At 61.6% G+C, this 12,056-nt stretch carries 10 protein-coding genes; 1 reads left to right on the forward strand and 9 read right to left on the reverse strand.

Translation table 11 applies throughout. The features are described from left to right. Positions 1 to 43: 43 nt before the first annotated feature. From BLW55_RS06310 to BLW55_RS06320, 3 genes are read right to left on the reverse strand one after another with little or no spacing between them, the layout of a single operon-like run. Positions 44 to 1,120, reverse strand: coding sequence for a hypothetical protein (locus BLW55_RS06310; RefSeq protein ID WP_090327595.1), 1,077 nt, complete (start codon positions 1,118 to 1,120; stop codon positions 44 to 46). After that, positions 1,117 to 3,081: a vWA domain-containing protein gene (locus BLW55_RS06315; protein WP_177175032.1), complete on the reverse strand. Its 1,965-nt coding sequence runs from the start codon at positions 3,079 to 3,081 to the stop codon at positions 1,117 to 1,119. Before BLW55_RS06315 ends, BLW55_RS06310 begins: the two co-directional genes overlap by 4 nt. A 29-nt stretch (positions 3,082 to 3,110) precedes the next feature. Next, positions 3,111 to 4,442 carry a hypothetical protein gene (locus BLW55_RS06320; protein WP_090327600.1) on the reverse strand — a complete coding sequence of 444 codons (1,332 nt, stop codon included), beginning with the start codon at positions 4,440 to 4,442 and terminating at the stop codon, positions 3,111 to 3,113. 475 nt (positions 4,443 to 4,917) lie between these two features. Here BLW55_RS06320 and BLW55_RS06325 point away from each other — a divergent pair, with 475 nt between their 5' ends. Next, positions 4,918 to 5,736: an IclR family transcriptional regulator gene (locus BLW55_RS06325; protein WP_007009592.1), complete on the forward strand. Its 819-nt coding sequence runs from the start codon at positions 4,918 to 4,920 to the stop codon at positions 5,734 to 5,736. On the opposite strand, the gene BLW55_RS06330 is transcribed toward BLW55_RS06325, so the two are convergent. The 6 genes from BLW55_RS06330 to BLW55_RS06355 are packed head-to-tail and all read right to left on the reverse strand — an operon-like array spanning position 5,727 to position 12,046. Next, complete coding sequence (locus tag BLW55_RS06330) at positions 5,727 to 6,326, reverse strand: pentapeptide repeat-containing protein (RefSeq protein ID WP_090327603.1); 600 nt, start codon at positions 6,324 to 6,326, stop codon at positions 5,727 to 5,729. The genes BLW55_RS06325 and BLW55_RS06330 overlap by 10 nt on opposite strands. Beyond that, positions 6,326 to 6,793 (reverse strand): flavodoxin domain-containing protein, encoded by a 468-nt coding sequence (locus BLW55_RS06335; RefSeq protein ID WP_090327605.1) that lies wholly within the window; start codon positions 6,791 to 6,793, stop codon positions 6,326 to 6,328. Before BLW55_RS06335 ends, BLW55_RS06330 begins: the two co-directional genes overlap by 1 nt. Beyond that, entirely contained in the window at positions 6,790 to 8,040 is a 1,251-nt protein-coding gene (locus BLW55_RS06340) for an FAD-dependent oxidoreductase (protein ID WP_090327607.1), read from the reverse strand. The genes BLW55_RS06335 and BLW55_RS06340 overlap by 4 nt, the downstream gene beginning before the upstream one ends. Further along, a complete protein-coding gene (locus BLW55_RS06345; protein WP_090327609.1) occupies positions 8,037 to 9,530 on the reverse strand; it encodes an aldehyde dehydrogenase in 1,494 nt (497 codons plus the stop codon). Before BLW55_RS06345 ends, BLW55_RS06340 begins: the two co-directional genes overlap by 4 nt. A gap of 13 nt (positions 9,531 to 9,543) precedes the next feature. Beyond that, positions 9,544 to 10,368 carry an aspartate dehydrogenase gene (locus BLW55_RS06350; protein ID WP_090327611.1) on the reverse strand — a complete coding sequence of 275 codons (825 nt, stop codon included), beginning with the start codon at positions 10,366 to 10,368 and terminating at the stop codon, positions 9,544 to 9,546. A 4-nt stretch (positions 10,369 to 10,372) separates the two neighbouring features. After that, the gene (locus BLW55_RS06355) at positions 10,373 to 12,046 is read right to left on the reverse strand and encodes a thiamine pyrophosphate-binding protein (RefSeq protein ID WP_065815660.1); all 1,674 of its coding nucleotides are present in this window, start codon (positions 12,044 to 12,046) and stop codon (positions 10,373 to 10,375) included. Between the last annotated feature and the right edge of the window lie 10 nt (positions 12,047 to 12,056).

The raw sequence follows: 12,056 nt of genomic DNA on the forward strand, positions 1-12,056 counted from the left end.
GGCGGTCCGCTATTGGCGTCACCAAGCGGCAAGAGGGCGACCATCACCGGTTGGGATTGGCCAGATGCGACATGATCCGGAGCGCATCTTTCAAGCTGATTCCCATTTCCTCGCATGCGCCGGGTGCATTGGTTGCACACGCGGCCAGCGGCCATTCGTAGGAATATTCGGGCAAACCGAGGCGATGCAGGGCCTCATGGGGCGTGAGGCCAGCGGCCGCGCCTTTACAACCAAAACCTGCAGTGCACGCCCATAGCTCGTCTTCTTCCTGACTGAACGAAGCAATCCGGGCATCCGTGAACCTCTCTTCAGTTGGGGCCTGCCCCTTGGCGTCCTGCACTTCTTCTTCAGTGAACGACATTTTTGCGCCGTCCTCTGTCACCTCGTCCTCGGTGAACGACATCTCGCCGCGTTTTCCATCAACCGACAGGTCCTGCTCGGTGGAATCGGCGTCCGCATTTCCGTACTGCTCCCGATACGCCTTACGCGCATCCTCGGCGTTTTCGTGCCCCGTCAGAACCACCGCATCGTCCTGCGATACGCCCAGCCCCTCGCACCCGAACCCCGCCGCGCAGCCGAGAACATCCCGATCGGTAACGTCCCGCCAGTCAGTGCGGCTGCCGTCGGGAACCGCTTCATTCTTCTCCTCGGACTCCACTTCGTCGAACAGGCTTTCACCGTCCTCTGCCACCTCCTCCTCGGTGAACGACATCTCGCCACGATTTTCATCGGCCGACAGATCTTCGTCCGAAACCTGCTCGGTGGACTCTGCGTCGCGATTTCCGTACTCCTCCTGATACGCCTTACGCGCATCCTCGGCGTTCTGATGCCCCGTCAGAACCACCGCGTCGTCCTGCGATACACTCAGTCCCTCGCACCCAAACCCCGCCGCGCAGCCGAGAACGTCCCGATCGGTAACATCCCTCCAGTCGGTGTTCGCGCCATCAGGCGCGGTTTCGTTCTTCTGCTCGGACTCCAGTTCGTCGAACAGGCTTTGACCGTCCTCTGCCGCCTCTTCCTCTGTGAACGACATCTCGCCCTGCGCCCAGACCCGTGGCATAGAACCGCCGACAAGGGCCGTCGCCAGCAGGATGGAAATCAGCCAATGACGGGGCGTCATTGTTTAGGCACCTCAATTGCGAAGCGATCGAATTCGAAATGGCTTTCACCGGGCAGCGCCTTGTGCCCGTGGCCACCCAGCACACTCGCGGCACCCGACAGCCGAAGCATTGTGATCGACTGGGTCGTGTAGGAGAGCGCCTCGCCCTCCCCCGGCATCTGCATCTCCAGCGAAGCCGTGATTTCCCGGCCACGCCGTTTGAGACGCAGTTGCGCACCGTCCCGGCCAAGGCTCTCAAGAATGGCATCGCCCCGCTCGCGACCAGCCGCATTGCAGACACCGTCAACCCAGGCACCGCCTAGCAGGTTGGTATCGAAAGAGGTCGTCTCAGGGTCGTCTTTCGCGCCTGATATCCGGACCAGGGAGAGATTAAGCAGGGTGCCGCACCCCTTCGGTTCAAGCCACATGCGGGCCCCAATCTGTTCGTGTGCGGCCTTGAAGAGCGACAGCATGACGCCCTCGCGCCTGGTCTGTACCTTGACCCTGAAATCCAGAACAAGATCAAAATCTCCCTTGGGAAGGGGACGGTCCAGCACGAAACGGTTTGTTGCCTCTGGATTTGTGAAGTAGGGTGCCTTGCCGAGCGCGGCAACGAAGAGTGCGCCCTGCGGGGTGAACGCGGTTAGCTCTTCAACCGGGCTGTCCACCCGCCACGCCGCATTGAGCGCCGGACCGTCGAACGTCTCCTCGAACACGGTTTCAGCGGTTGGCCGGGCGACTGGTGCCGGGGCAGGCGCAGGTGTGACAGTCTCCGATTCCCGCACCGCATCTTTGACGGCAGCGACGAAGCTTCGCGCATCGTTTGCCGGATGGTAGGTGCCATTGCCCTTCTCGGCGATACACTGGAGCGCCGCGTGCTCCTCCTCGTTCAGGTCAAAACCAACGACGTGAACACGTGTATCGATTCCCGTCCGGGCCAGTCGGGCCGCCGCAGCGCATGGATCGCCGCCGCAGGTTTCCAGTCCGTCGGAAATCAGAAGAACGCTCGAAGACTGGCCGGCAGCGGGCATGGCGGCAGCCGCCCGCTCCAGCGCACCGGCGATCGGGGTTTTCCCGCGAGGTGAGAGGCCTTCTATTGCTGGGATGAGCCGTCCCGCGTCATAGTTGGCAACCGGATAGAGAATTTCAGTGTCGGAGCAGTCTCCCTCACGCCGGTGGCCATAGGCCATCAACCCCACATTCGTTGCTGGATCGAGATCGCCCAGGATTCCGGTGAGCGCCTGACGGGCTGTGGTGATCTTGGCGACACCTTCAATCTGTCCCCACATCGAACCCGACGCATCGAGAATGAGCAAAAGGTTGCGCCCCTCGGGATTGATGCCGTTGCCGGGCAGATCGCCTTCTTCCATTCCTGGCACGATAATCGGATCGTGCCCCTCTTGCGCATCGGGTTTGACAGAATGACCGCACGCGGACGCACACGGGATGGGAAAACCCACGTTTTGCAGGGTCATTTCGCTTCCGTTTCGGCGCCTTAGGTCTATGCCGAGATTGGCTGCCATATCGGCAAGCGACCAGCCATTGTTCTCGGAATAAATGTCTGAGATCTGCCAGGCATTGTCGGGTGCGACCGGCACGAGAGTGTAGACGAACTCCTGGCGCTGTCCGAAATTGTCGAGGCTGACACGCACCTGTGCAGCGCCACGCAGAACTGGTGTAGCCGGGTCGGCGAAAACCCGGAGGTTGGTGATCTCGAAATCCTGAGCATTGTAGATCGGATCGAAGCCGAGGCGCCCCTGCAGCCCGTCCACGGCCAGTCCATCGACCACATAGGGTGCAGCGGCACGCGCATCGTTGAGCAGCGGGCCCTGCATGGTGTCGAGATGGGTCATGTGCGCGCCGATGAATTGCTCGACAAGAGCAACTGCCGCGTTGATGTCCTGCGCCTGAGCGCTCCCTCCGCATGCCGCCAGAAGTGAACTGGTCAGCGCCCAAAGAGCAATTCTTGAACTACGAAACATGGCCGGAAATCCCATCATGATGGCCGCCGTCAGTTGACCGGCGCAGAAATCGAAAAACGGTCGAACTGAGCGACCGACTCGCCATTCCCCGCCCGCTGAAGCTGCCCCAGCATGAACGCGGGCCTGCCTGCGGCAGTTGTGCGCGCGACGTTGCGTGTGGTGACGCTGACACGCCCGCCCGGATTGTCGCCGAAGGCCGGAAGATCGAGTTCGACCGTAGCAAAATGGAGAAAACCCCGTCGGGAGAGGGTCAGTGAAAAGCCGGTTTCGTTGAGGCGTTGCAGGATTGCGTCGCCGATCTCCCGGTTGCCGGCATTGCAGTAGCTGGACAGAAGGGGGCCCTTGTCAAAGAGGTTATCGTAGAATTCGCTGGTCAGGGGCTCTTCGGCTCTCGCAACATGTTGCCGATTGACGATCCTCAGGGTCAGGTAGGGGCCGCAGCCGCTGGTGTAGACGTGAAGCGTGCCCGCAAGAAAGTTCGTCGAATCCTCATAGAGGCCCAGCCAGACGCCCTCCCTCCCGGTCTTGGCTTCGAGAAGCCCGGTCAGCGTCATGTCAAAATCGCCTTCCGGCGCCTTGCCGAGCCGGAAGATGTTTTCGCTGCCTTCTTCGCGGAACGTATCGTCTCCGCCCGTCGCAATCTGATAGACAACGCCATTTTCAACGACGAATTTATCGGGAGCTTCCCCGATCACGCCCCATTCGGCCCCTAAAGTATCGCCATCGAATTCGTCCTGATACGGCAGGGTGAGCATTGCGTCGGAAGCGCGTCCATCACCCGCCTCCGTGCCACCGCGATCCGCCGCTGCAAGAGCCTTCTGTTCTTCCTGGCTCGGAGGATGCCCGGGCGCGCCGGAAGCCGGGCGCACTGCTGCGGCGCTGCCCTTTCCCAGGGACCAGCCATCACCCCATATCCGCGTTATCAACGGACGACCGTTCGAGCCCGCAACCGCAAACGAGATCAATCGGACAGCCCCCCCGGACTTCACTGCGGCCTCTACGACGGTCTCTTCTGCCGGCTGGTCCGCTGCCATCCGCAACTCATAATCGTCGACCGTGCCTTCATGCGCGCCGACCAGAGGACGAAATCCATCGCTGCCCGCAGCGATCGCTTCGATGAGTTGGGGGGCCAGGAATGCGCGAAATGATGTCATCACATTTCCGCCCGCCTTGAGCCCGGCACCTTGCTGTTCCAGCATGGAATTGACAGTGTAGAGTGAGAGGAGCACGCTTCGGGCGGCAATCTCATCCGCCGCTTTGCTTTGTGCTCCTGCCCCCGCTGCCGATATCGCAACGAGCATCGCGCTCATTACCAGCGAGCGAACCAGGCAGGTTGCCCCGCTTACAAACTGCCGGATCATCTGGCGTCTTCTCCATCCGTGTCATCCATCAGTGACCCGGAACTACCCTGCCTCAAGCGCGCTGCCGTCCCTCATATGGGGGAGGCATCATTGGCGAGAGAGCATTTCCTGCATATTCAGTGACTGATTTGAATCTTCGCAGCCGGCGTAGCAACGAGACGGTAGCCGCCCTCCCCGCCGCGTTCGGCTTCACGGTTCGGCAGCGGCGGGGTCGACAATAGGAGGATACGGTCGATGAACAGGACCTAAGAAATCGCATTGCACGCACATATCGAAGCGGCTGCGCAGCACGCGCCCCATGGCAGCCGGCGCAACGGAAGCCTTGAACAGCTGGTACAAATGGCTGGCTTTCTCCGGAACAACGAACCGTTGCGCAAATCGACGATTCCCGAAAATTGCGTGGGAAAGCGCTCTACTGCCGCGTGTTCAAATATGATAAACGCGACCAAATAAGACCAATTCGACGGGGCATCTCGTGGCCGGAACACAGAAAAGCGAAACCAAAGAACCTCTTTATGTCGTGCCACCCGTCACCCGGGCAATCGCACTGCTTCGCTACATTGCAGCGGGAAATCGGTGCCGCAACATCAGCAATGCAGCAAAGACGCTGGACATCAATCGCACGACGCTGATCCGTCTGCTCGCGACGCTCGAGGCCGAGAGCATCATCGAACCGATTGCTGACGATGGCGGATACCGCCTCGGCACGGGACTGATCGCCCTTGCCTCGGAAGCTTTGAACGAACGCAGCATTCTTCAGGTTGCGCGCCCGTTTCTGAAGCAGCTCGTCGAAGCACTCAACCTGTCGGCGCATCTCGGCGTTCTTGAAGGCCGCGAGATCGTCTATCTCGCGCGTGAAACACCCAATTCCCACCTGGCCAGCACCGTGCGCGAGGGCACGCGATTGCCTGCCCATGCGACCACGATCGGCCGCATTCTGCTTGCCGAAATGCCAACAGCTTCGCTGCGCTCGCTCTATGCAGGGCAAACGATGGAATCCTTCACAACGAAAACACGCACGACCCTTGCAGATCTCGAAAAGCAGCTGCAGAACGACCGTGCCCGCGGCATCGCCTGGAGCGTTGCGAATTTCGAGCGTGAGATCGGTTCGGCGGCGGTCGCGATCCACGATCACCAGGCACGCGCTGTCGGCGCCATCAATGTGACGGGTCACGCAAGCGTGTTCGCCGAGGACGGGCCGCACGCCGAGAAGATCGAGCATGAGCTCAAAGCAGTCGCGCGTGCGATGTCCGAGGCTCTGGGCTATCGCGGCTGGTCAGCCGATCAACTGTAAGCATAACCGTAAGAAAGCGCGAAGGAACTGCTCTCCAGCTTCGCGCTTCCGACAAAAGCACGGCGCAACCACAGGCGACCATGCACCTGTGTCTCGGAAAAGTCGGCGCTTTCGGGCAGGCGCACCGCCTCGCACCACAAACCACCAAGCCACTCCGCCCGTCGGAAGGAGGCTTTCCGGTCCATGCGAGCGCCGTGGAGTGAGAAATTTCCGTAACAGGCGATCTCCTGAAAATCGGCTCCCATCGGAAAGCCTGCCTGGTCGAAACGTGCGATCCCCCGGAACTCCGCGCCGGAAAAAAGCGCCTCAGCGGCAAAGACGGTCTTCTCGAAGCGGGCATCGTTGGCAAAGAGCGCGTTTGTAAATCCGGCGGCGCTGCCAAAATCTGCCCCGCTGAACCAACTGACCCCAAGAAAGCGTGCCCGCGTCGCGTCGATCCCATCGGGAAATGAGGCGCCGCTGAAATTGATCCCCGTTATGTCCAATCCACCAAGGTCAAGCCGCCCCTCACAAACGACGCCCGACAGGTCAACGCACGCACCGTGTTGCCACGGAACGGAGATCAACGCGCGTATGTCAGCCGCTTTCATCACGCGACCTCGCCGATTTTCTCCTCGGCCAGCGTCACGATCTGGCTCGCCCATGGAAAGGCCACGTCTTCAGCCATGTCGCTGCCGGAAGCATCATGTGTGATACGCTCGCCGATCTGCACCGCGCCGTGGGCGATGAGCAGCTCCGCAAGGGTCCCGCTGCCAAAACCGAAGGTCTCTTCATACTCTCGGTCTCCAAGACCGAAAATGCCGAAGTGAATGCCCTTCAGGTCCGGTGCCGCCGCTTTCAACGCTTCGGCGAAGGGTTGAGCGGAGGCTGGCAGTTCGCCATCGCCATAAGAAGAGCAGATGATCATGTGCAGCCGGCCTGCATCGAACTCGTCGGGTGAGAAGTCCGACAGGTTGCGGCACTCGACCTCATGGTCGCCCTCAAGCTCGGACATGATGTCCTCGGCGAGCATTTCGGCATTGCCGGTCTCGGTGCCATAAAGAAGCATGATGTTCATTGTGAAACCTCCTCTTTCTGAAGGGCCAGCGCCAGCATGGCATCGCGCGATGCGATCTTGGCGCGGCAGCGGTTTTCAGGTGCGTTGGAAATCTCGGCTGCATCGATGCGTTTCCAGCCGTGATAGCCGACCGCCCCTGCCCAGTCGGGGAAAGCCTGCCGGCCCGGCTTTTCAGGCAGTGCAGCGGCGCCCTCAAAATCAGCCAGAATGTGGGACGCCAGACGCTGTGCGTCGGCGCGATTATCAGGAATCGTGCCCTGCGGCCCACGGCGAAACCACCCGGTCGCATAAAGCCCGGGAGCAAGAACTCCTGCCTCCCGATCAACCGCTTCCCCAATCAGAAGATCACGTGGCAGGCCGACTTCCGCGCCAAAGCCGATTGCGGTGATAAAGGCACTGCAAGGCAGGATGACTGTGTTGCCCTCTCCATCCAGAAAGCGCGCTTCCTTCAGATGACCGTCCGGTCCCGAGAGCTCGATCGGCGTCAAGCCAAAGCGAAATGTTATGCGTCGCGCACCGCAGCCATGTCCATTGATCGCCTCAAGCGCGGCAAGCTTCTTTGCCGCTTCAGGATCATCGCTCCTGTCTGCTCCAAGAACGCGAATATTGATGCCTTCGAGCTTCGCAAGCTCCTTGATCATGACCGGATCGAACTTCGCCGCCGATGCCGGCGAACGACCGACAATCTCAATTTCCTCAATGCCTGAACGCGTCAGCCAATCGCTTGGCGCAGCACCCAGATCGGACCCCGCCAGTTCCTCCGGTGTCTTGGCCAACAGGCGAAGAATGTCGATGGCGACATTGCCATTGCCCATGATCACGACCCGGGAGCCCAGTTCCGGCAAAGGTGCGGCATCGGGATGCTCGTAGAGCGCCCGCGTCAACTGGCCGGCGCGATGAACACCCTGCAAATCCTCGCCTGCGATGCCAAGCGTTCGATCCGCCGACAGTCCGGCTGCGAGCACGACCGCATCATAGGCTTCGCGCAGGGCGTCGAGGCTGACATCCTCGCCGATGGTGACATTGCCCACAAAGCCTGCGCCCTGGCGCTCGAACACGCGTTCGAACTGCCTGATCACGCCCTTCGTGCCCTGATGATCAGCTGCCACTCCATAACGCACCAGTCCGTAGGGAACGGGCAGTCGGTCAATCAGATCCACCCTCAGGTCGTGCGCCGCTTTCAGCAGCGCCTGCGCCAGATAGCACCCGGAAGGCCCTGAGCCGACAATGGCGACAGCGCGGCTCATGATGCACCCACCGTCGCTGCGGCCCACGGATGCGGTGCACCCGAAAGGTCGGTGTAGAACGACTTCTGTGCCATATAGGCACGAATGCCCTCGCGCCCCTTTTCGCGCCCCATCCCGCTCTCCTTCTCACCACCGAAGGGCGTCGAGATGGAGAACTGCTTGTAGGTATTGATCCATACGGTGCCGCTGCTGATGGCCCGGCCCACTCGCCAGCTTTTGGGAAAGTCGCGGGTCCAGATGCCACAGGCAAGACCGTATTCATTGTCGTTGGCCTGGGCGATCAGCTCATCTTCATCATCGAAGGGCAGGACGACAAGGACCGGGCCAAACACTTCCTCCCGGCAGATGCGCGCGGTGTTGTCCAGACCGGCGAGGATGGTCGGCAGGTAGTAGGCGCCCTTGTCGAAATCGGCGCCCGCAGGAGCGCGCCCCCCGACCAAAATATCGGCTCCTTCTCTGCGCGCCCTTTCCACGTGATCGGCCACACTGTTGCGATGGTCGTAATGCACCATCGGAGCGATCTGCGTCGTCGCGTCGAAGGGATGACCGACCTTGAGGCGCTGTGTCGCCTCCACGAGCCGCTCGACAAACTGATCATAAATCGACCGCTCGACGAACAGGCGCGCGCCGGCAATGCAGCTTTGCCCTGTTGACGAGAAAATACCGAACAGCACACCGGCGAGTGCCTGTTCGATATCGGCGTCGGCGAAGACGATGGTAGGCGACTTACCGCCGAGCTCCAGGGAAACCGGCATGAGTTTCTGAGCAGCCTTTACCGCCAGCGCCCGCCCGGTATCGGTTCCGCCCGTGAAGCTGATCTTGGCGATGTCAGGGTGTTCGACAAGCAGATTGCCGATTTCACGGCCCGATCCCGGGAGCACCGAGAACAACCCCTTCGGCAACCCCGAAGCCTCGATGATGCGCGCCAGCTCCAGGGAGACGAGCGGCGACCACGACGCCGGTTTGAGGAGAACCGCGTTTCCTGCCGCAAGTGCTGGTGCAACCTTCTGGGCGTCCGAGGCGATCGGCGAATTCCACGGCGTGATCGCACCAATAAGACCAAGCGGTTCATGAACGGACATGGTGAGCGCGTCGCCGCGCTGTGCGGTCAGCGCTTCATCGGAGGTTTCAAGCACCGCGCCGAAATAGCGGAATGTGCCGGCGGCGGATGCTGCCAACGCTCCGGTCTCACGCAGGGTCTTGCCCGTATCGCGGCTCTGGATATGGGAGATGCGCTCGGCATTGGCCTCAATGCCGTCGGCGATGGCATAGAGAAAACGCGCCCGTTCATGCGGTTTCAGATTGCGCCACGCCGGGTCGGCCTGCGCCCGCTTTGCCCGCTCAATCGCGCGCTCCCCATCCGCGACGCTGGCACCGCGCAGCACGCGGTTGACACTGCCGTCAGCGGGAAAGACGGAGGTGATCTCCGCGCCCGTGCCCTCTTCCCATTCACCGGCGACGAACAGCTTGCTCTGCGGCAACTCGATCATGTTTGCCTCCCTCTCAGATTGCCACCGGACCGATGCGGTTCCGGATCTCCCGCAACACGCTGTAGACCGTGGAAACAGATGTCCTGGCATTGCCCGCCGACGGCAGGTTCTCAATGCGCATGGTGTATTTCGCCAGTGGCGAGGTAACGGAGTATTCATGGACATTGCCCGGTGCAGCCGGATCGGCCACCAGTTCCACACGGGTTGCCTCAAACCCCGCGCCTGCCAGAGCGAGCGTTGCCGCGACATTGGCATTCTTGGGAAAATCTCGTGCGGCTTCACGCGCATTCCCGGTGAAGAATGTCGCGGCCTCGGTGAGGTTCACCAGATCAACCGTCTCTTCGGCGGGTGTGCCGCTCCAGGCGCGCGGCGGCTTGGAACCGCGGTAGCGCACTTCAAGTCCGCCGGCAGCGCCAAGGGCCGCCAGAAGATCGACGCCGCCAACCGCACCCGCCGGCAGGACAAGGCGCGCGCCGCCAGCCGCGGCAGCCGACCGCAGCTCGACCTCCAGCGCCGCATCGGACAATGCGCCAATGGAAACGATGACCACATCCGTGCCGGAGCGGAGCACCGGCGGGACATGTGACACAACGGCCGCGTGACCGGCGCACTCGACCACAAGGCTCGGCTTTCTCTGGAGAAGCGCGTCAGCATCGGTAACAACGACAAGCTCATCCGCCAAAACAGCAAACTCCGCCGCAAGGTGTGCTTCGGCGTCGTCGGCAAGTTCAGGCAGTGTTACAACAGCCAAAAGCTCCAACGGAGCCTCAAGCGTCTCTGCCAGCTGCTTCAGCAATGTCTGGGCAATGTTCCCAAAGCCAATCATTCCAAGCCGCATCGCCCTAAGCCTCCTTACCGGCAGCACCGGCGGGCGGGCCCGCAAACGCTTCCTTGAACGGACCGATGGCGCACATGTCGATTTCGATCAAGCGCGGTCCGCTGGCTGCAACCGCCTCGTCCAGTGCTGCGGAGAAATCCGATATGTCGCTGACAAGCCGGTGGGGCATGCCTATGGCTTTGCAGAACTCCGCGAAATCCGGTGTCGCAAGCGCCGAATAGTGACGCCGACTGTCGTACTGCGCGTCCTGAATGTTCTGGATGACACCGTAGGCTTTGTCGTTCATCAGCAGATATACGAGGGGAGCCTGCTCCTCGACAGCGGTGATCATCTCCGCGAGACCAAGCATGGTTCCGCCATCGCCGAGAAGGGTGATCGCCTTTGCCCCTTTCGACGCAAGGGCCGCGCCGACGCCCATCGCAACCCCCTGCCCGATACCGCCACCCAGCGCGTGGACGCCAAGATTGGGGCTGGCAATGCGCACATAGCGATTGCCGAACGTGGAATTGGAGATGGTCACGTCGCGCACCCATGGATGCGCGTCAGAAAACACCCGTTCAGCCAGTGTGTCGGCAAGAATGCGATACGGTCCCAGAACATCCCGCATGCGGCCTTCGGCAGCGGCGCGGGTGCGGGCGATGTCGAAAGAGAGGTTGGTATCGGTGTCGAGCGTGTCCGGCAGGCGTGCGAGCAGGCGGGCCAGTGTGTCGGCAGCATCACCATGGGCAAAAACCTCGACCGGATAGTTGCGGCCGCCCTGCGCGGCGTCGGCATCGACCTGAACGAGAGGGCGCGGCAAGGGCATCTTGTTGTTGCGGGTCTCATTGCCGCGCAGACGCGAGCCGACGACGATCATCAGATCGCAGCTTTCATAAAGCTCGACGGCCTCCGGCGTCATGTTGAACGCCCCGAGGCTTGCGGGCTCATCCTCCGACACGATCGCGCGACCATTGGTGGAGGTAACCACGCCGAAACCGCGACGCATCAGCTCGGTGGCCTCCCTGACCGCCCCGCGTGCACCGCCACCCAGCCACAAAAGCGGACGTTTGGCCGTCTTCACCAGCTCGGCAATCTCATCGATCACACTTTCGGGGGCAATCGGTGTGGTTGGCTGCGGAAGGTGAATGCGCGTCGCCGGATGAGCGGCCCTGCGCTGAACGTCGACGGGAATCTCCAGACTGACCGGGCCTGTCGGCGCGGAGAGTGCCGCCGATACGGCCGCAGTGAGGGTTCCCACCGCACCATTGGCGTCCCACATACGGAACACCGCCTTGGAGATGCCGCGCAGCATCTCCGGCTGCCGTGGCACGTCATGGATGGCCGCCCGGTCGCGATCTGCAAACTCCAGATCGACCTGAGTCGTGATGTGCAAAACCGGAGAACCCGCCGTAAGTGCCTCAGCCTGTGCACCTGCCGCGTTGCCGGCGGCCGTTCCCGTGGAGGTCATGCAGACCCCCAGTTCTCCGGAAACGCGTGCAAAGGCATCCGCCATGTTCATGGCACCGGCCTCACCACGCGCAGGCACAAACCGGATACGGCCCTGACGTGCAATTGCATCCAGGATCGGCATGTTGTGAATGGAGATGACCCCGAACACGGTCGTAACGCCGATCTCTGCGAGATAGCGGGCGATGAGCTCGCCAACCGTCTCCGAGGCTGTGATTGTTTCGAGTTTCATCCCGTATCCC

Source organism: Nitratireductor aquibiodomus, assembly GCF_900105565.1.
Lineage (GTDB): Bacteria > Pseudomonadota > Alphaproteobacteria > Rhizobiales > Rhizobiaceae > Nitratireductor > Nitratireductor aquibiodomus.